Origin of the sequence: Clostridium estertheticum, from assembly GCF_018861295.1 — a bacterium.
Lineage (GTDB): Bacteria > Bacillota > Clostridia > Clostridiales > Clostridiaceae > Clostridium_AD > Clostridium_AD estertheticum_D.
The window spans coordinates 1-22396 of record NZ_JAHLDM010000021.1 but is presented as its reverse complement, the minus strand read 5'-3'; the positions used below and the strand labels follow the sequence as shown (position 1 = coordinate 22396).

The following is a 22396-nucleotide window of genomic DNA, read 5'->3' as shown; positions in this document are numbered from 1 at the left end:
AAATTATTATGGTCATACTCCAAAACATATAATCCCTATAGTTACTTAAACTTAAGTAACTATAGGGATTTAGTTTTAATTTATATTTTATCTATAAAACCAACTTAACTAAACATATGAGGAAGCATTAATGACAATCCTGGAACAAAAGTTAATACTAATAGTACAGCAATCATTACACCATAGAATGGAAATAATGCTTTTGTAACTTTTTCTATTGATATATTTCCAATAGAACAACCTACGAATAATGTTGAACCAACTGGTGGTGTAAGTAAACCTATACCAAGATTTAACATTAAAATAATTCCAAACTGGATTGGATCCATACCAAACTTCACTACTACTGGTAATAATATTGGTGTAGCAATAAGAATTAATGGAGCCATATCCATTATCATACCTAGTCCAAGTAATATAAGATTTATAAGTAAAAATATTACTACCCTATTGTCTGATACAGCTATTAATGCATTTGTTACAAGCTCTGGCAATTGAACCATTGCAATCATCCAACCAAAAGCTGCTGATGCTGCTATAAGTCCCATAACCATTGATATGGTTTTTAATGATTTTCTAAGTATATCTCCCATTTTAGATAATGGTACATCTTTATATACAAAGAATGTAATGATAAAGGCATAAACTGTTGCGAGAGCTGCTGATTCTGTAGCAGTACAAATTCCTGTCATAATACCACCCATAATAATTACTGCTGTGAACAATCCAAGAATACCATCCTTTAACATATAAAGTTTTTTCTTAAAAGGTATTTTTGCACTTACTGGGTATTTTCTTTTTACAGCCATAAAATAACTAAATATCATTACTGATAATCCAAGGAAAATTCCTGGTACAATACCAGCTAAGAATAAACTGCTTATTGATACTCCTCCAGCTGCTAATGAAAAAAGAATTAGATTATGGCTTGGAGGTACAAGTACTCCTTGAGTTGCTGATGCTACCGTTACACAAACAGCAAAATCTTTATCATAACCTTCTTTTTCCATCATAGGAATCATAATAGATCCAATCGATGTTGTATCTGCTACTGATGAACCAGAAAGTCCTCCAAAGAATAAACAAGCAAGAACATCAACCATTGCTAGTCCACCTCTTATCCTTCCTACTATTACTCTTGAAAAATTAACAAGCCGAGTTGATATACCTCCTTGCCCCATAATCTCTCCTGCAAGTATAAAGAAAGGAATAGTAATTAATGAGAAAGAGCTAATTCCTTTTGCTATTTGCTGCACAATCGACATTAATGGGATTTGCAAAAATATAGCCGTTGTAACCGCTGACAATCCTAATGAGAAAGTGATTGGTACCTTTACTAGAAGTAATCCAAAGAATACTCCAAGTAAAATAATAATCGCTATTGTATTAGTATCCATAATCTACCTCCAAATCTAATTTTGTTTATCTGTTATTAAATTTAAAATCCTTATTATTGTATAAAAGACAATCATAATTCCTGCAACAGGTAACACTGCATATAAAACACCTGAAGGAAGTTGTGTTGCTGGAAGTGTAGAACCCATCGTACTCATAGTTAAGTCCTTACCATAAATAAATAGAATTATTCCGAAAAGCATTACAGCTAATTCATCAAAATAAAATATTACCTTTTGTGCTATTTTAGGAAATAAGTTAACTAAAGCACTAATGCTCAAATGTGTACCTTCTTTAACTCCAATTGCAGTCGTAATAAATCCTAACCATATCATTAATATTACAGCTGTTTCCTCGGACCAACGAGGGGTAAATCCAAGTATATATCTGGTAAATACTTGATAGAAAACTATACAAACTAAAATTACTAATGTTGCCATACATATATATTCTATAGCCTTGTCTATTTTATTTAATACCTTCTTAAATATATTCAATTCTATTTCACTCCTTTATTTTTATAAAGTGAAGGAACCTGCTTTATCTATATAAAATATTCCATAAAACAGATTCCTATTATTAAACCTTAATTATTTTGTTGCAAGTATTGCATCAATTGTTTCTTTCCATTCTGGATGTGCAGCATACATAGGTTTAACTGCTTTTTGGAATAATGATTGTTCATCAGAAGTTAGTTTAGTAATTGTAACTCCACCCTTTTTAACTATTGCAGCTTGAGCTGCATCAGACTGTTTAAGCCATTCAACTCGTTCTACATTTGCACCAACTATAGCTGCTGCTTTTACTATTTTTTGATCATCTGCTGATATTTTGTCCCATGATATTTTACTAAATGCTATCATTTCTGGAACTCTTGTATGTTCATCAATAGTGATATGTTTTGCTACTTGATAATGATTAGATGATAAATAACTTGGCCAATTGTTTTCTGCTCCATCAACTACGCCAGTTTGTAATGCACTATATACATCACCATAAGCCATTGGAGTAGAAGATGCACCTAATGCCTTAACCATATCCATCATAGGTTTACTTTCTTGTACTCTAATCTTTAAACCTTTTAAGTCAGCTGGTGTTTTTATATCTTTCTTTGTGTTATAGAAATTTCTTGCTCCAGAATCTACCCAACTAAGTCCTACAATTTTGCTATCTGCTGATAAACTAGCAAACATTTTTTCTCCTACTGGTCCTTCTAAAACTCTAAACATTTGATCTTTATCCTTATAAAGATAAGGAAGAATTAAAGCGCCTATTTGTTTATTAAACTCAGCTAGTGGTGCAGCTCCTATACGTATTGCATCAATACCACCGAATTGAAGTTGTTCTATAGTACTTTTTTCATCCCCAAGTTGTGAACCTAAAAATACTTTTATTTTTATTCTGCCATTTGTTTTAGCTTCTACTTCTTTAGCAAATGCTTGATCTCCTATTATTGTTGGATATCCTGCTGGTTGATTATCTGATAATCTTAAAGTAACTGATTTAGTTGCTGTTTTGCCAGCATCCTTTGTAGCCGTTGATGTTTTACTTCCACAACCAGCTAGTACACCTACAGTTAGTACAAGACATGAAAATATTGCGATAAATTTCTTTTTATTCATTATTTTTGCCCCCCTAAGAATCTTTCTTGTTTATATTTCTATAATACTATTTTATGAAAACCTTTACTAGAAGAATAACTTGCGATTGTATGTAATCGATTGTCATATTAAAAATTCCCTCATCATCATGTTAAAAATACATGATGATGAGGGAATATATTATATTCGACTTATTTTAGAAAATCTTCTCTACGAGGTGTAAAAACATCTAATATAGTTGCATCCTCTAATGCTAAAACACCATGTAAAGCATTTGGCTTGATATAATAAGTATCACCAGTTTTTACTATTTCCTTTTTACCATCGATGTTTAACTCAAAGCTTCCTTTTAAAATATAACTAATTTGCTCATGTACGTGTGAATGAATTTCTCCAATTGAACCTTTTGTAAAATTCACCTCAACCATCATTATATTGCTTACTTGTGCTAGTATCTTGCGAGACACACCCTTACCTAAATCCTCAAGTTTAACATCATCATTTCTTACTATCATATTCAATTCCTCCTTATTATTATTTTTGGAATATAATAATTATTAATCGTTTACCATTCCCTATTTAAATTATTGTAATTACTTGTGATTATCTTAACTTATTTATTTAAGTTATGCAATTTAATATTTGAGATTTTTAAATTTAATCTTATAAATTGCAGTACTCCTTAGGTGATATATTAGTATACTTCTTAAATGCTTTACTAAAATAATTTTGATCTAAGTATCCAACCTCAATGGAAATTTGTTTTACTGATTTCTTTCCTTCTATTAGCATACTCTTTGCCTTTTCCATTCTAATTTTAATTATATATTCCTTAATATTTGTGCCTTCCACTTTAGAAAAGATTCTACTCAAATAAAAACTACTCATAGATATATAGTGAGCTAAATTATCTAAACTGACATCATTCATATAATTGTTTTCTATATATTCTTTAACTTTTTCCACCACGTCAATATTTTTACTTCTTTTGTAGCTCGATATGTAAGTTATAAGATCTTTTAGTACTAGACTTACGCAATTCTTTAATTCTGAAATTTTTTTCAAGTTAATAAGTTCTTTAAGGATTTTATCCTTACTAAAATCTTTGAAGTCTTTTCCCGTGAATTTATTTATATCCTCAATGACACTATCCATAATATATAAAATCTTTTTTTTTAAAACCACAAGATTAGAGCTACCATCTATGCTCAATAAATCGCTTAAAATGGTATCCAATTCAATTATTGCTCCATTTAAATCTTCCTTTATTACTTTTCCACTTAGAATATTATTAACTTCATTTACATTGTCTACTGTGCTAATATTGGTTTGCAATTTACTACCGAGCCTTGTATCTAAACCTGTGTTTTCAGAACATCTCTTGGCTTCTTTATAAGCGAGATATAATTGATTAAGGCCATCATTAACAGCAGAAGTGCCTATAGATACCGTTATGTCATAGTTTGTTTTAAACTCCAAGTGCATATCATTTAACAAATTTTTAAATTCTCTACTTAAGATTTTACTCCCAACAGATTCATCAAAAACAAATAATATAATATCATTTAAACATACCCCCCCTACAATACTGGGAAATAATATGTTTAATCTATTTTTTATTAAAACAATGCTATTCTCCTCAAACAATCTTTTTTCATTTAAATTAAATACTAAACAACAAAACTTTGAACTATCAATTTCAAAAATATTTCTATATTCATTAAATTGATCCTCAGTTAATGTAACCCCATAAGCTATGTTTTCAACCATTTGCTTTTCAACATAAGGAGAAATTTTCTTATAAGTTTCCTTTAATTGATTGTTTTTATTTTCTATTAAATTTTTAGTGTTAATTTTATTAATTACCTTGTTTATCGAATTTACAAATTCATCATTTGAAAAAGGCTTTAATAAGTAATCGCTTACTCCAATATGTATTGCCTTCTTCGCATAATCAAAATAATTAAAAGCGGTAAGTATTATGAATTCAGTTTGCGAATAATTTTCTTTAATAATGCTACAGGCTTCGAGCCCCTCCATTATTGGCATATGAATATCCATTAATATAATTTGAGGTTTTAGTAAAAGTGAAATATCTACCGCATCTCTCCCGTTATTCACCTCACCAACAACCTCAATACTTTGTGAAAAGTATTTTTCTAGCAGAAATCGAAGAGCCTTTCTTTCTAAAGCCTCATCCTCAGCAATTAAAATTTTTATCAATATCTTCACCCCCATCAATAGGAATAGAAATCATTACCTGTGTGCCTTCTCCTCTTTCACTTTTTATCTTAAATAAATCACTCCTATTAAAATAGAGTTCTAACCTTTTTTTTACATTAAAAACTCCCAGTCCAGTTGATTTATTTTTTACTTCACTTAGTATTATATCAATTTTTTCATTATCCATCCCAACACCATTATCCTTAATACTTATAGAAATAAAATTATTTTTATCCTTTACTACCGTAATATGTATTATTCCACCCTTATCTTTTTCTCTTAATCCATGGATTATTGCATTCTCAACAATAGGTTGTACAAGCATTGGTGGTACTTTAACAGTATCCAAAGTCTCGTCGATATTAAATATAAAACTCATTTGATCTTGAAACCTAGTTTCTTGTATAATAACATAGGCTTTAACCATATGAATTTCTTCCTTTAATTCTACCATCTTATCCTTACAGTCCAAATTGTATCTCAATATTTTTGAAGTAGCTTCTATTAGTTTCTTTGTTTGATCTGCACCCTCAAACATTGCTACTCTACCAATAGTATTTAAAGTGTTGAATAAAAAATGTGGATCCATCTGTGATTGCAATGCTGACAATTGTGTTTCTTTAATTAATTTGTCCTTCTGCGTATTTTTAAGTTTCTCAGCATGGTAATTATTTTCAATTTCAGCTTTTTCATTTAACTCCTTAATAAATTCGCGAATACTGTATTTCATCTTATCAAAAGCCCTAGCGAGACTATTTAGCTCTTCATATTTTTGATCTTTAAGATCTGGTATCCCCCATTTTGCCTCCGTTAAAAGTTCCGCATAAGACCTAAGTTTACCTATCGTATTGTTCAAATCTCGGCTTACCATCATAGTGAAAGCAAAACTAACTAATATAATAAATATTAGTGCAGTATAAATTCCCCGCTCTGTATTATTGTACTTTTGCACGGAAGTAGAATACTCATTATTACTATAATGCATATATGACACTAGTAATGACTCAGAATGTTTAGTTATATAAGTAAACAAAGTCTTTATTTCAGTTAATTTATCATAACTTCTTGGATCCAACCTTTCTAAATTTATAACCTTACTCATTAAATGATAAGACTCAGTCTTATAAATATCATACATATTATTTAGATTTCTTAAATAAATGCTGCTGCTTTCATCTTTTTCAATGTAGGGTTGAATTTCAATCAATAAATTTTTTATTTTATTATTCGAGTCAGTATATTTTCGAATATTGCTATCATCCTTTGTTTTTATAAACATATCAAAATAACCCCAACTATTACTAAATTCTAGTGAAAGTGTGCTTAATTTAATATTTATATTTGTATAATCATCGTAATTCTTAGAAGTTATTTTTTTTTCATACAAAGAAAAAATGAAACCAATGCTCATTAGTAATATAATAAGTATAAAATTATTAAAAACTTTTCCTCCTATTGACCTTTCACTAGTTACCCCATTTAATTTCATTTTAAGCTCCTTTAAAACAACTAATAATTTTTATGTATAAGGTATAAAATGTTACATAATAATACTTTTATTATACTATCTAATTCTTATACAGTCTAATAATTCTTATAATAAAAAAAGCGATACATATGAATTTAAATTCAATGTATCACTTTTGATATTTATTGTTAAATTATTTTATATCTTTAGTTAAAACTGCATCCATATCTGTAAATTCCTGATTTTCTCCAACCATACCCCAAATGAAAGTATAATTTTTTGTTCCAACACCTGAGTGTATAGACCAGCTTGGAGATATAACTGCTTGTTCATTTTTCATAACAATATGTCTAGTCTCTTGTGGAGTTCCCATGAGATGGAACACAACATTATCTGCATCCATATCGAAATATAAATATACTTCCATACGTCTATCATGAGTATGACAAGGCATTGTATTCCATACACTACCTGGATTAAGTATTGTCATTCCCATAACTAATTGACAGCTTTTGCAAACTGCTGGATGAACATATTGGTTTATTACTCTTTTATTACATTCTTCATCACTGCCAGCTTGGACTTTATTAGCCTTTTCTAAACTAATTTCTACTGTAGGATAGTTTTTATGTGCTGTGGCACTATTCATATAAAATTTAGCTGGATTTTTAGCATCGACACTTGTAAAACTAATTTCTTTAATTCCTAGACCAACATAAAGTCCATCTCTAGCTCCTAGTTCATGTTTTTCACCATCTAAAGTAACTGTTCCAGCTCCACCGATATTAATTACTCCAAGTTCACGTCTTTGAAGAAAATAATCACAACCTAAAGCTTTACTTCCTTCTAAAACAAGAGCCTTATTTGTTGGCACTATACCAGCTACTATTATTCTATCAATATGGCTATAAACCATCTTTATTTCACCCGGCACAAACAAATCCTCGATTAAAAAATGTTTCCTTAATTGCGTAGTATCATAACTTTTTGCATCTTCATCATGACTTGCATATCTAATTTCCATTACAATTCCTCCTAATATTAATTTTATATTTTTATTACTTAGACTACCAATTTGATCATTTCTAATTTATTCATTACACGATTTTCTTATAACAAGCTCAGGTTGTAATATAATTGTTTGTTTTAGAGTATTATGATTATTAATTTCTTCGATTAAAATTTTTGCTGCGATTTTCCCAAGTTCAAACTTTTTCTGATGAACTGTTGTTAGCGGAACCGTTAACATTGACGCTTGCTCAATATCGTCATACCCTGCGATACCAATGTCTTTTGGTATTAAAATATTATTCATGTGAGCATACTTCATAACTCCCATTGCTACAGAATCATTTATAGTAAAAATAGCATCCACCTTTTTATTTATAAGGACTTCAGCTAATTTAAACCCATCTTCAAAATTTGCACTACTGTTTAATAAAATATCATTACTAATTTCTATATTGTTCTCAGTTAATATATCTTTATAGCCTTTTAGTCTCTCGTTACTTGCAGTAGATGATTCATCACCAAGTATTACTCCAATCTTTCTATACCCTTGCCTTAACATATGAGAAACTATTTTTCTAGCACCAACATAATTATCATTACCTACATAACTTACTTCTAAATCCTTTACATAATTATCCGCCATTACTAGAGGAACATTTGCTATAATTTTTTTATAATCACTTGCTTTGGGCTTTACAGGAATAAGTATTATTCCATCAACTCTTTTCTGTGCTAAAAAATCAATATACCTATTTTCATTATCTTTATTCCTATCACTATTACAGAGCACAAGTCCATAACCTATTTTTTCTAAATACGAACTAACCCCTTTACTCACATATGCATAATATTGGTTAGTTATATCTGGTATTAAAAGTCCAATCATATTAGTCTTATTTAGAATAAGACTTCTAGCCGCTGAATTAGGTATGTATCCCTTTTCTTCACACGTCTTTAGTATAAGCTCCCTTGTTTTTTTAGATATCTCTTTGCTATTATTTAATGCCCTGGATACGGTAGTTGCAGAAACATTACATTCTATTGCTATATCCTTTATGCCTACCATATTTTCCTCCTAACCATTAAATCATCATTTCCCGTTAACGTTAACGGCTTATCTACACTATACCATTCCTTAATATGTATTACAACATTTAAGCTCAAAAAAAACAGACCCGAAAAGGCCTGTCCTTCCTAACTAAAAGTTTTCTATTTGTATACTGTAATTTATAAATTTTCTTTGATTTTGTTTATTAATAAATTATACTCTTCATCTTTAAGAAACACTTTGTCACTCGGAGACATTTCAAATGTTCCGCCAAAAGAAGGTCCACCTTTATATTTAGGAACTATATGGAAATGAAGGTGCGTCATGGTATCAGCATAAGCGCCATAGTTAATTTTATCAGGTGAAAATGCTTTGTTTAAAGCTCCGGCTACTCTTGACACATCACCCATGAATTTTGAGCGTTCCTCGTCAGTTAAATTGAAGATTTCACTTTTATGACCATTATATGCTACAACACATCTCCCCTTATAAGTCTGTTCTTTAAATAAATATAATGTTGAAGCCTCAAGCTTACATACCTCAATCATTAAATTTGTAAGTCGCGCATCCTTAACACAATAAAAACAATCATTATCAAAGTTCATATTAAATCTCCCCTTTTTTAAGTATCTTAATATAATTGTAACATTAAATTCATATTTTGTAATAGTTTTCATCCATTTATTTCTATGAGTTTCTTTTTCTAAGGTCACTTGCTATTTCAAGATATTTTTTATCTGATAAATTGTACAATCCAGCAATAATGACTATTGCTACTAATAATGAAATAGCAGGATATAAAAGCAACAATCCTTTTATTCCAAGTAAAGAACCTGCTGTTTGTGCCACTTTTGGAACATATCCTATTAACGCTAGACCTATTCCAGAAGCAAACCCAGCTATTGATTGAGCTATTTTTCTTGAGAAGTTAAATACTGAATAAGTTATAGCTCCTCTTTTTTCTCCCGTTTTCCATTCGCCATAATCAATAGCATCAGAAACTAATGCCCAAGTCATTCCATTAGGGATACTTAAACCAAAGTACCCTATACTTTGAAGTATTACAAATGTAACTAAATGTAATGGAATTATAAAGTTTATTACATCTGCAATAATACTAATTGCAAATCCGATTATAACTGTATTTTTCTTTCCAAATCTCTTTGATAATATAGGCATAGCTACAACTCCGAGTAATGAACAAGCTATACTTACAAAACCTACATATGGCAATAACATCATATTACCAAGGTTATATTGACAAAAATATATTAACATTGCTGATCTAAGATTGAAAGCTGAAATCGAAAATATTGTCATGAAAATTATAACTAACAATGGTCTGTTGGTAAACACCGTTTTTATTATATCTTTAAATGTTATTTTTTCTGGTGTGGCAGCAACTTTGCTTGTTGTTACAACTTGCTCATGACAATTCTTAAAAGTTACATAGAACGAAGCTATTCCAATTAATGCCATAATGCCAATAGCAACTGGGTAGCCCCATCTTTCATTTGGTAATTTTTCAACCATTGGTATAACTACTATAGTTGATATTAACAATGCTATAGTACTGCCTAATTGTCTAAACGCTGCAAGAGATGTTCTCTCTTGAGGATCTTGAGTCATAGTAGCAGCTAATGTACCATAAGGAATATTTGTAAATGAATATGCTACACCCCATGCCATATACGAAATATATGCATATATTATTTTACCCACAATTGAAAAATTCGGTGTTAAAAACACGAATACAGATAAAATAGCAAGTACTATACTAGAAATCATCATAACCGGCTTATACTTACTCGATCCAGGTTTTATCTTTCTTGATTCTATAAATGCTCCAACTATTGGATCAACTATTGCATCAAATACTTTTGTTATCAAAAATATAATTCCGCCAACAGCTGCCGGAATACCCGCAACATCTGTAAAGAATTTTAGTAAGTAAAGCTGACCCATGTCAAACATAAATCCATTTCCCATATCACCAAAACCATAGGTTACTCTTTCTCTTAAAGTTAATTTTTTCATTTCATGCTCCTTCTGTTAATTAAAATTATATTCTTTGAAAAGTTCATTTCAATTATTATTTCTTTAGTTATGATTCATATTCACAAAATAAAACAATAAATATTATTTTTAATTTACTCTTGCACACGTTAACATCTTTTTTGCATAAGTCCATACACAAACCATTTTTATATTTATTACAATATTAGTTGAAGTTATGTATAAGCTTGACTAATTTACAATAAGTTCTATATTTTACCTCCATTCCCAAGATTAAGCGCGCTTTGTGTTAACGTTAACAATTACTTATTTTTAATTATAACCTTATTTTTTCTAAAAATCAATATAAATTGTTATCGTTAACATAATTATTTTTAAATTGTAGTTTTTTTAACAATCAAACTTAATATTCTAGATTCCATTTAATAAATATTGCAAATATCATAGTACCTTATCTTGATATTTGCAATATTCAACTAAAATCTACACTAAAATCTTTACAACTACTTTTTTAACATGATTTCTATTTCCAGCATTAATAGTTGGCATATGGACATCTTCTGGTGAAAAAATAGCAAATGTACCTTCATTAACCAATAACATGTCTCCTTCACCTTTAAGGAAAACAACATCTTTTTCTTCATTATATTCGCTACTTACTTCCATTTCATTAATATAAGCATATCCTATTTTTTCTTTTCCTGAAACTACAAATTGTATATCAATATGTTTTTTGTGTGCTTCCCATTTGCCCTTTTCAATGTCTTTTGTTTCATATTCAGAAACTACTGCAATAATATTTTTCCCATCAATTTCATATTTACCTATCTCAAGCTTTTCTAAATCTGTATTTTTAAGATATTTTAGTCCCTTTTCAATTCTTTGTGATATACCATAATATTGCTCTGCATTACTTAATTTATTAATTATCATTTATTACTCCTCCAAATTTATTTTTTAGAATTACTTATATCCATTAACATTAATAACAAAAAACCAATCCCGTTATTGTCGTCATAATATCAGGCGACAATAACGGTGATTATGGAGACTTATAATGTAACTCCACTCTTAAAAATAGCCAATTCTCTAAAATTATTCTTTTCATTATTTACAAGTTCTCCACTAGCTACTTTAATTATATATACTATAAATTCTTCATTCAAAGCATCTAAAGTCATATCTTGAGTTAAACTTCCAGCATTAAAATCAATCCAGTGAGGTTTTAATTCAAATATTTGAGTATTTGTTGAAATCTTCATTGTAGGTACAAAACTTCCAAATGGAGTTCCTCTACCTGTTGTGAAAAGAACCATTTGACAACCAGCTGATGCTAGGGCAGAAGCAGCCACTAAATCATTACCTGGAGCACTTAATAAGTTAAGTCCTTTTTCTTTTAATGTCTCTCCATATTTAAGCACATCTACCACAGTAGCAGTACCTGCTTTTTGTGTACAACCTAAAGACTTATCTTCAAGGGTAGTTATTCCCCCCGCTTTATTTCCTGGTGAAGGATTTTCATATACCGGTTGATCATACTTCATAAAATATTCTTTAAAATCATTAATTAAATGAACAGTTTTATTAAATACCTCTTCATTTTTTGCTCTAGCCATTAGAAGAGTTTCCGCTCCAAACATTTCAGGCACTTCTGTAAGAACTGTAGTTCCACCTTGAGCTACTAGAAAATCCGAAAATTTCCCTACAAGAGGGTTACCAGTTATACCTGAAAATCCATCAGAACCTCCACATTTTAAACCTATTTTAAGTTCTGATAAACTACATACTTCGCGCTTATCTGTCTTCATATTTTCATAAAGTTCTACAAGCAGATTAGCTCCTTCTTGTATTTCATCAGAAACTTCTTGAGAAATTAAAAACTTTACTCTTTTTTCATTAAACTCGCCCAAGGATTTTTTAAAATCTACCATAGTATTATTTTCGCATCCAAGTCCTAATACTAAAACTCCACCATTATTGGGATGTTTAACTGCATCACCAAGTATTGTTCTTGTACTTATATGATCCTCACCAAGTTGTGAGCAACCATAATTATGTTTTAATACTAAAACGTTATCTATAGATAAATTACCTACCATTTCTTTAAACCTATCGATAATTCTATCAGCTATACCATTTACACAACCAACAGTTGGAACTATCCAAAGCTCATTTCTAATGCCTACATTCCCATTTTCTCTTTTATAGCCATTAAAAGTTAAATTTCTATTTTTATAACTATTTTCTATAAGCTTTTGGTTAAATGTATATTCCTTTATTCCATCTAGGTTTGTTTTTATATTATGCGTATGAACCCATTCTCCCTTAACCACATCAACAATTGAATGCCCTATAGGAAAACCATATTTTATAATATTTCCACCCAAACTAATATCTTGAGTAGCTATCTTATGTCCTCTTTTAACATCTTCTTTTAATGTTACTTCTTTATTACCTATGGATATAACTTCACCCTTTGATAAATCTTTTAGCACAACTACTATATTATCATTTTCATTTATCTGTATTACATTTTTCATAAGCATTTCCTCACTTTCATAAGATATCATCTTCACAGCTGTAATATTAATGACTTTAAATGAAGATAGTATTTATCCCCCACTAATTAAAGTAGGGGATTTTATTTTCTAAATGTTATTAAAGAACTTCTTTAATAGCTTCTTTAATTCCAATTTTTTCAATGTTTAATAAATCATGTGTTACTGCTTCTGTTAAGCCTTTAACTTCATTTAAATCCATTTTCCAAACTTTCTTGTATTCAAGTATTGTAGTTACAAGCTTTCTTAACGCTACTTCACTTCCATCACATTTATCCCACTGAGTTTTATAAAGTTCTAAAACATCAACATCATCAGATAGTTTGATTATTTCTTCTCCTCTTTTGCCTTTATAAAATTCCATAAGTGCAGCTAAAGAAAATACTAATCTTTTTGGTAATTCATTCTTTACTTTTACAAATTGTAATAATGAAGGTAAATCTCTTGTTTCATATTTAGACATTGAATTTAAAGAGATGCTCATTAAATAATGTTTAACAAAAGGATTCATAAATCTTTCAAGAACAACTTTTGCATAATATGATAACTCTTCTTTAGGAAGATCTAATGTAGGAATTATTTCTTCATAAATTGTATCGCGAATAAATTTACCAATTACTTCATGGTCAACAGATTCTGCTACTGTATTTAAACCATAAAGATATGATACTGGTACAAGTGATGTATGTGATCCATTGAGTATTCTTACTTTTCTTGTTCTATATGGAGCCATTGCTTCAACGAACATAACATTAAGGCCTGCTTTACTTGCTGGAAATTCATTTTCAATCCATTTTGGTCCTTCTATAATGAAAAGGTGAAAATGCTCTCCAACAACAACTAAATTATCCACGTATCCAAGTTCCTCTGTTATCTCTTTTATAGTATCTCTTGGGTAACCCGGAACTATTCTATCAACAAGTGTTGAACAAAAAGTGTTAGCTTCATTTATCCAAAGAGCAAACTCTCCTTCTAAATTCCAAAGTTTAGCATACTTAAGAATTATTTCTTTAAGTTTATCACCATTTCTGTCAATTAGTTCACAAGGAATCATTATTAATCCCTTATCCTTTTGTCCGTTAAAAAATTTAAATCTATTATATAAAAGTGCTGTTAATTTTCCTGGAAAACTTTTTTGAGGAATACCTTCAAGCTTATCGTTTTCATCATATGCAATTCCTGCTTCTGTTGTATTTGAGAATACAAATCTTAAATCTTTATTTTCAGCAATCTTCATATATTCTGCATTCTGTGTATAAGGATTTACACCACGGCTTATGCTATTAATCACTGAATGCTCTGCAATTGCTTTACCGTCGTTCATTCCTTGTAAGTATAAAGTATATAGACCATCTTGATCGTTTAATTTATCTACTAAACCATTTTCAATAGGTTGAACTACTACTACACTACCATTAAATCCTGCTTCTTTATTCATTTTATCAATTTGCCAATCAACAAAAGCTCTTAAAAAATTTCCTTCTCCAAATTGAAGCACTCTTTCAGGATACTGTTTATATTCCTTATATGTCTCTTTATTTAAGTTCATTTTTATTCCTCCCTATCTTTCGATTGTTTTAGTTTTTCCAATAAATGCCATTAGCTGTTCATTATTTGGATAACCTTCCATGTCTCCCTTTACGAGGACAGCCATGGCTCCAACTCCATTTGCATATTCTGCGCATCCTCTTAAATCTAATTTATTTAACATCCCTGAAAGAAAACCTGCTGCAAACCCATCTCCAGCACCAACAGTATCCTGTGGATTTTCACATATATATGAATTTACATATAGTTGATTTACTGAATCGGTTACATAGCAGCCTTCTTTTCCAAGTTTTACAGCTACAATATTACATCCCATATTCATAAAACCTTGTGCAATATCTTCAGGTTTTGTAAGCCCAAGGAGCATTTCCCCTTCATCAATACCCGGGAAGATTATATCTGACTGTTTTGCAATTTCGAGTAAAACTGGGACTGCCTCTTCCTTGTTCCATAATTTAAGTCTAATATTAGGGTCAAAAGACACCAAAACATTATTACTTTTTGCGATTTCTATAGCCTTAAATAAAGTTTTTTTGCAACTCTCGGAAAGTGCAGGTGTTATACCCGTAATGTGAAGTATTTTTGTGTTTTTAATATACGCTGCATCTAATTCCTCAGGCATCAATGTACTTGCTGCCGACCCTTTTCTATAATAATATACATTAGGATTAGAATGCATAAATCTTTCTTTAAATAATATGCCTGTACTTTTACCAGGCTCAAAAATTACTCTAGATACATCTACGCCTTCTCCTCTTATTGTAGTTTGAATGTACCTTCCGAATTCGTCGTCTCCAAGTTTTGAAAACCAACCAACCTGATGTCCAAGTTTTGCAAGCGCTATTGCAACATTTGACTCAGCACCTGCTATAGATTTATTGAAATTCTGAACATATCTTAATGGCCCCGAAGAATCTGGACCAAATAAGACCATAGACTCTCCAAAAGTAACTACATCCATATTTATCTTTGCACCCTTCCAGAAGCATCACCGTTCATAAGTGTCTCTACTTCATCTTTTGATACAAGATTGAAATCTCCTTCTACAGTATGCTTAAGGCAAGAAGCCGCAACTGCATATTCAAGAGCATCTTGATTTGTTAAACCTGATGTTAAACCATATATAAGACCAGCACCAAATGAATCTCCACCGCCAACTCTGTCCACTATATGCATTCTATATTTCTTTGAACTATAAAAATCTTTTCCGTTATATAACATTGCAGACCAACCGTTATCTGAAGCAGAAAAACTTTCACGAAGAGTAATTGCAACATACTTTAAGTTAAATCTATCTGTAAGTTTTCTTGCAACTTCTTTATAACCTTCACCGTTTATTGTTCCACCAGTAATATCTGTTCCTGCTGCACTAATTCCAAATACTTTTTCTGCATCTTCTTCATTTGCTATAACTACATCACAATACTTAACTATTTCTCCCATTACTTTACCAGCTTTTTCACTGCTCCAAAGTTTTTTTCTAAAATTCAAATCACAACTTACCATAACTCCAGCTTCTTTTGCTGCTTTTACTGCATCTAGTGTTATAGCTGCACATTCATCAGATAGTGCAGGTGTTATTCCTGTAAAATGGAACCATTCTGCATCATTAAATATTTCTTTCCAATTAAAATCTTCTCTTTTTGCTTCTGCAATAGCTGAATAAGCTCTATCGTAAATTACTTTAGAAGGTCTTTGAGATGCTCCTTTTTCACAATAATAAATACCTACTCTATCTCCACCTCGTACAATCATACTAGAACTTACGCCGTATTTTCTAAGTTCATTTACTGCTGCTTGACCTATTTCATGTTTTGGTAGTTTTGTTACAAAGTATGTGTCCTTACCATAGTTTGCAAGTGAAACAGCAACGTTTGCTTCTCCACCACCATAAACTGCTCCAAATTCTTTTGCTTGTGCAAATCTTTCAAAACCAGCTGGTGCAAGTCTAAGCATTATTTCACCGAATGTTATAAATTTTCCCATATTATTGCCTCCTATAAATTCATAGCATACCCTAGGTATGCCATGTAGTTAATATCTTATTTATTTTCTATCTATATTTTCTATCTATATTTTGTTTATTAATATGTAACCTAATTATTTCTACGCTCTTGCTTTTTTAACTGCTTCAACAAATTTAACAGCAGTTTCAGTTACTAATTTGTAATCTCCTGTTTTAGCTCCACGAGTTAAATCTCCACCAGTTCCTACTGCTACAGCTCCTGCTTTTATCCAATCCTTAACATTATCAAGTGATACTCCACCTGTTGGCATAAAGTTAGCTTGTGGTAATGGTCCCTTTAAAGAACTTATTATTTGTGGTCCAAAAACATTTCCTGGGAATACTTTTACTATTTCAACTCCAAGTTCTAGTGCTTCGATAGCTTCTTTTACTGTCATAATTCCTGGCATAACAGCAATTCTATATCTATTACACAATTTTATAGTTTCTGGATTTAAGCTTGGGCTTACTATATATTTTGCTCCAGCTAAAATACATGCTCTTGCAGTTTCAGGATCTAATACTGTTCCTGCTCCAATAAGTACCTCTGCATTATCTTTATATATTTCAGTTAATTCTTTTATTACGTCTATTGCACCTGGCACTGTCATTGTAACTTCAATTGCATTAATTCCGCCTTTTGTAACAGCATCTACAATTTTTACGCCTTCTTCTTTAGAGTTTGCTCTAATAACTGCTACTATTCCATATTCTGTTAATTTTTGTACTATTTTTATTCTTTCCATAATTTACACCTCTTATTTTATATTTTGAATATACTATCTCACCATATTATAACACACCTAGAGCAATTTTTCTTAAAAATTCCAATATTCTTTAAATAAATCTATCTTATTTGGATTTATTTCAGCTTAGTTTCGAGCTTCCCATTTTTAAACCAACTATAACTCATACTTAATATTCTATGTTTTGGAGTTACAATATTTTTTTAATGTAAGGCGAACAGCACCTTTACCACTACTCAATTCTTTAAAGTAATCTTCAATTTTTGCTCCTAGTCCTATTTCATATAAATTAACACCAAAAATTGATTCATTAGATAAAATCAGAGTTAGGTACTCATGAACATTTTTAGTTTCACTCATTTTAATATTTTTCATTATATTTGTTAATGATTTTAGCATAGGATCAGGACTTAATTCAAAACTATTGCCTGCGTCATCTATAGCCATTAGATAACGACACCATCCTGCTATAGCAAGTGGTATAAATGTTAGATTTTTAACATCTAAATCAGTATTATTAATATAAGCCTTAATTGTCTCACCAAACCGTATACCTAATTTTTGTGAAGTATCACAAACAATTCTTTGTGGCGTATCTGGCATAAATGGATTTGGAAGCCGTACCTTCATCACCTCATCTATAAAGTCTTTAGGAGACATAATACCTGGGTCCACAACAACTGGCAACCCTTCTACGTATCCTATATTCTCTATTAATGTTACAAGTTCATTATCTTTCATCTCATCTGATATTTTATTATAAGATAATAAACATCCATAAATAGCAAGCGCCGTATGAAGAGGATTTAAACAAGTACAAACTTTCATTTTTTCTACTTTATCAACAGTTTCTTTATCTGCATAGATAACACCGGCTTTATCAAGTGGAAGACGACCATTTTTAAAATTATCTTCGATAACTAAATACTGTGGTTGCTCTGCATTAACAAATGGCGCAATATATGTATTTTTCGAAGTCATAATTACTTCTGTATCCTCAATCCCAATCTCACTTAACATTTTTATAACTGACTCTGCAGGTCTTGGGGTTATTTTATCTATCATGCTCCAAGGATAAGATAAATTCTGTGTTACATAAGTTAAAAATTCAGTTTCTACCATCTCATTTTCTGTCCAATATTTTGCAAATGTAGTTATAGCATTTTCAAGTTTTGTACCATTATGCGAACAATTATCCATGCTTGCTAATGTCAATGGCAACCTTCCATTTTTAAATCTTTCGTAACATAATGCTGTAAGCTTTCCAATATAACTCGTAGCTTTTGTAGGTTCATTTTTAAAATCGTTATCAACATCTTTTAAAAATTCTCCATTACCATTTTTTAAGCTATATCCTTTTTCTGTAATTGTAAATGAAACCATTTTTAAAGTTTTAGCTCTAAATATTTCTTTTAATCTATTAAAGTCATTTAAATTGTTTCTATCTACACATAACGATTCTGCAATACTTCCAATTACTTTTTTTTCTAGTGTTCCATCAGCTTTTAAAGTTACTAAAATACTTAGATTCTCGAATTTTTTATAACTTTTCTCAATTATTTCATAATCATATCCTTCAGCAACTATTATGCCGGTATTTAATATACCTTTATTCAATAATTCTTGACAAATCACAGCCGGGAAAGCACGAAATATATTTCCTGCTCCAAAATGTAACCATTCAGGCTTTTCTTTAGTATGTTTTATCATCTTACCTATGTCGTACTTAGGTAATTCAAAAGCATGCTCTTCCCAAAATTTTGTATTCTTTAATCCATTTTGATCAAGTTTCAATTTGTTACCTCCTCATATCTAATAAGTCATTTTAAAGTAATATTTGTTTATGATAGCTAACAACATATATTAAATTCAATTGTATCTTAAAGGACTGTTATGTTACTTTAGCAACAGACTCCCTTTTAATTAACTCTGTACTAATGTATATTTTTTCACCATCGTCAGTATTATTTTCTATAATAGATAAAAGTTTTTCTGCGCCTATCTTACTTATTTCAATAATAGGTCTTCTAACAGTAGTTAACGCTGGTGTTAAATAATCACCTAGCTGCATTCCATCAAACCCCATAATTGAAATATCATTTGGTACATTAAGTCCTGCTTCGACCGTTGCCTTCATTGCCCCAATTGCCATTTCATCATTTGAGCAAAATACCGCTGTTGGAATTTTACTTAAACAGAGTAACTTTTTCATGGCCGTATATCCACTTCCAATAGTATAATTTCCTTCAACTATATATTTGCTATTTATTTGTATTTTATTTTCAATTAATGCATCTAAAAATCCATTTTTTCTTTCTGTAGTAGAATTAAATCCCTTTTTACCTTCAATTATAGCTATATCTTTATGCCCATTTTGTATTAGATAATTTACAGCTTCATATACACCCTTTTTGTCTGATGATAATATATTCACTATTGAGCTTTCATCTATATACCTATTAAGCACTACCAAAGGTATTTTTTTCTCCATTAAATAGTATATAAAAGAATTATCGCTATTACTTTGACTCATAAGTATTATACCGTCAAATCTTTTGCGGTTAACAGAAGTAAAATCTTTATAATCATCAATTCCTCTAACGACTATATTATAACTTTCTTTTATAGCACTATTAACACCACTTATAGTTTCATAAAAGAACCTTGATGAGGTTGCTTCACTAATAGTTGTAAAAATAAGTCCTATGTTATAGGATCTATTTAAAACCAAACTTTTAGCACTATAATTTGGTACATAATTAAGTTCTTTTGCTATTGTCATTATTTTAGCCTTAGTCAGGTCACTTATAAAAGGACTGTTATTTAACGCTCTTGAAACCGTAGTATGTGAAACATTGGCAATTTTAGCTATGTCTTTTATTGTAACTTCCATTATTAACACCCCTATGCACCTATATATACTTATTAAAAAGAATATAGGAAACGATTTAACTCAACATTTATTATTTACTTAATTGTTTATAACGCTTCCCATATTCAAAGTATATAAGTTGCACTAACCTTATGTCAAATACCCCTGTAGTCTTTTTTGTTTAAATAATAGCTAACAAAGAACAATGTTATATTTGAATTAACAATCTATTCCAAAATATTGTTTTGCATTGTTATAACATATTCCTTGAACAATATTTCCTAAAACTTCTATATCATCTGGAAATTCTCCATTTTCAACCCATCCACCAATTAAATTACATAATATTCTTCTAAAGTATTCATGTCTTGTATAAGATAAGAAACTTCTTGAATCAGTTAACATTCCTACAAAACGGCTTAATAATCCAGTATTAGCAAGCACTTTCATTTGTTCTATCATGCCCTCTTTATTATCTAAGAACCACCAAGCCGCACCAAATTGTATTTTTCCGGGAACTTCAGTTCCTTGAAAATTTCCAAGCATTGTACTTAAAACATAATTATCTTTCGGATTTAAAGTGTATAGTATTGTTTTAGGAAGCGAGTTACTGCTTTCTAATGAATCTAATAATCTTGATAAAGGATAAGCAACTTGCTCATCATTTATAGAATCAAATCCAGTATCTGGTCCTAGCTGTTTAAGCATTTTTGTATTATTATTTCTTTGCGCTGCAAGATGAAGCTGCATTGTCCATTTAAGCTGCGAATATAATTTACCTAAAAATTGTAGAGTAAATGTTCTGTATTTACTTTCTTCATCAGGACTTGCAGTCTCACCCTTTAATATTTTCGCAAATATATTAGATACTTCTTCTTTTGAAGCTTCCATATATGTTATGCTATCCATTGCATGATCTGATATTCTACATCCAACTTCATTAAAAAATCTCACTCTTGATTCTAGAGCTTTTAAGAACTCACCATAGTTTTTAATATTTATTTTAGATACTTCTTCAAGTTTTTTAACCCATGGAAGGAAGGCATCTTTATTTATTTGAAGTCCCTTATCAGGCCTAAATGCTGGTAAAACCTTTACAGTAAATTCAGTATCCTCTTTAAGTTTTATATGATACTCTAGTGAATCTATTGGGTCATCGGTTGTACATAAAGCTTTAACATTTGACTTTTCGATCAAATCTCTTGCGCCAAATCCTTCTCCATTAAGTAATATATTTACCTTTTCCCAAATAGCTGGAGCTGTCTTTTCGTTTAGGACCTCATGTATTCCAAAATATCTTTGAAGTTCTAAGTGTGTCCAGTGGTAAAGGGGATTACCTATAGCCATTGGTAATGTTTGAGCCCATGCCGTAAATTTTTCAAGATCGCTACCATTTCCAGTAATGTATTTTTCATCTATACCATTACTTCTCATAGCTCTCCATTTATAATGATCTCCGTATAGCCAAGCTTCTGTTATATTTTTAAATCTTTTGTTATCATATATTTCTTTTGGACTTAGATGACAATGGTAATCAATAATAGGCATATCTTTTGCATAATCATTATACAAACTTATCGCTGTGTCATTAGACAATAAAAAGTTTTCATCCATAAATTTTTTCATATACTTCACCTTTTCCTTAATTAAATTTTTATTTTTTGTTCACGTTAACAATAACGAACCTTCTGACTTTATTATAATCTAATTTTTTTCATAATGCAATAGTGAAATCGTTATCTTTTTTTAATAACTCTTTATTATAATTTAATCTTTAGCTGTTTTAAACTATAATATTGTACCTTTATGTGCTCTATTCAACATACGCACCACTTATAGAAGTGGGCGATTGTAAACCGCAAAAGCGGTCCAGTTCTCATTGAACTAAGAACCGTAAGAAACAAT

At 30.3% G+C, this 22396-nt stretch carries 19 protein-coding genes; all 19 read right to left on the bottom strand.

All coding sequences use genetic code 11. The annotated features are described in order from the left end of the window. Positions 1-104 precede the first annotated feature (104 nt). Positions 105-1397, bottom strand: coding sequence for a TRAP transporter large permease (locus KPL54_RS18075; protein ID WP_216107887.1), 1293 nt, complete (start codon positions 1395-1397; stop codon positions 105-107). A gap of 15 nt (positions 1398-1412) precedes the next feature. Then, positions 1413-1892, bottom strand: a complete 480-nt coding sequence (locus KPL54_RS18070; RefSeq protein ID WP_216107886.1) for a TRAP transporter small permease — start codon at positions 1890-1892, stop codon at positions 1413-1415. Between the two features lie 93 nt (positions 1893-1985). Next, a complete protein-coding gene (locus tag KPL54_RS18065; protein ID WP_216107885.1) occupies positions 1986-3017 on the bottom strand; it encodes a TRAP transporter substrate-binding protein in 1032 nt (343 codons plus the stop codon). Between the two features lie 170 nt (positions 3018-3187). Next, positions 3188-3511, bottom strand: coding sequence for a cupin domain-containing protein (locus tag KPL54_RS18060; protein WP_216107884.1), 324 nt, complete (start codon positions 3509-3511; stop codon positions 3188-3190). Between the two features lie 148 nt (positions 3512-3659). Then, positions 3660-5219: a response regulator gene (locus KPL54_RS18055; protein WP_216107883.1), complete on the bottom strand. Its 1560-nt coding sequence runs from the start codon at positions 5217-5219 to the stop codon at positions 3660-3662. Continuing rightward, positions 5197-6708, bottom strand: a complete 1512-nt coding sequence (locus KPL54_RS18050; protein WP_216107882.1) for a sensor histidine kinase — start codon at positions 6706-6708, stop codon at positions 5197-5199. Before KPL54_RS18050 ends, KPL54_RS18055 begins: the two co-directional genes overlap by 23 nt. A gap of 172 nt (positions 6709-6880) precedes the next feature. Further along, a complete protein-coding gene (kduI, locus tag KPL54_RS18045; RefSeq protein ID WP_152751299.1) occupies positions 6881-7711 on the bottom strand; it encodes a 5-dehydro-4-deoxy-D-glucuronate isomerase in 831 nt (276 codons plus the stop codon). Positions 7712-7777: 66 nt separating this feature from the next. After that, a complete protein-coding gene (locus tag KPL54_RS18040; protein ID WP_216107881.1) occupies positions 7778-8764 on the bottom strand; it encodes a LacI family DNA-binding transcriptional regulator in 987 nt (328 codons plus the stop codon). Between the two features lie 161 nt (positions 8765-8925). Beyond that, positions 8926-9351 (bottom strand): HIT family protein, encoded by a 426-nt coding sequence (locus KPL54_RS18035; protein ID WP_216107880.1) that lies wholly within the window; start codon positions 9349-9351, stop codon positions 8926-8928. Positions 9352-9433: 82 nt separating this feature from the next. Then, positions 9434-10783 (bottom strand): glycoside-pentoside-hexuronide (GPH):cation symporter, encoded by a 1350-nt coding sequence (locus KPL54_RS18030; protein WP_216107879.1) that lies wholly within the window; start codon positions 10781-10783, stop codon positions 9434-9436. 462 nt (positions 10784-11245) lie between these two features. Further along, on the bottom strand, positions 11246-11695 hold the full coding sequence (locus tag KPL54_RS18025) for a YhcH/YjgK/YiaL family protein (protein ID WP_216107878.1): 450 nt from the start codon (positions 11693-11695) through the stop codon (positions 11246-11248). A 119-nt stretch (positions 11696-11814) separates the two neighbouring features. Next, positions 11815-13302: a UxaA family hydrolase gene (locus KPL54_RS18020; RefSeq protein ID WP_216107877.1), complete on the bottom strand. Its 1488-nt coding sequence runs from the start codon at positions 13300-13302 to the stop codon at positions 11815-11817. Between the two features lie 118 nt (positions 13303-13420). Beyond that, the gene (locus tag KPL54_RS18015; protein ID WP_216107876.1) at positions 13421-14869 is read right to left on the bottom strand and encodes a tagaturonate reductase; all 1449 of its coding nucleotides are present in this window, start codon (positions 14867-14869) and stop codon (positions 13421-13423) included. Positions 14870-14881: 12 nt separating this feature from the next. Next, positions 14882-15829, bottom strand: a complete 948-nt coding sequence (locus KPL54_RS18010; RefSeq protein ID WP_216107875.1) for a sugar kinase — start codon at positions 15827-15829, stop codon at positions 14882-14884. Positions 15830-15831: 2 nt separating this feature from the next. Then, positions 15832-16854 (bottom strand): sugar kinase, encoded by a 1023-nt coding sequence (locus KPL54_RS18005; RefSeq protein WP_216107874.1) that lies wholly within the window; start codon positions 16852-16854, stop codon positions 15832-15834. Between the two features lie 120 nt (positions 16855-16974). After that, positions 16975-17619, bottom strand: coding sequence for a bifunctional 4-hydroxy-2-oxoglutarate aldolase/2-dehydro-3-deoxy-phosphogluconate aldolase (locus KPL54_RS18000; protein WP_216107873.1), 645 nt, complete (start codon positions 17617-17619; stop codon positions 16975-16977). A 177-nt stretch (positions 17620-17796) separates the two neighbouring features. Continuing rightward, entirely contained in the window at positions 17797-19413 is a 1617-nt protein-coding gene (locus KPL54_RS17995; protein WP_216107872.1) for a mannitol dehydrogenase family protein, read from the bottom strand. Positions 19414-19510: 97 nt separating this feature from the next. After that, positions 19511-20512 carry a LacI family DNA-binding transcriptional regulator gene (locus tag KPL54_RS17990; protein ID WP_216107871.1) on the bottom strand — a complete coding sequence of 334 codons (1002 nt, stop codon included), beginning with the start codon at positions 20510-20512 and terminating at the stop codon, positions 19511-19513. A 198-nt stretch (positions 20513-20710) separates the two neighbouring features. Then, positions 20711-22117, bottom strand: coding sequence for a glucuronate isomerase (gene uxaC / locus KPL54_RS17985; protein WP_216107870.1), 1407 nt, complete (start codon positions 22115-22117; stop codon positions 20711-20713). Between the last annotated feature and the right edge of the window lie 279 nt (positions 22118-22396).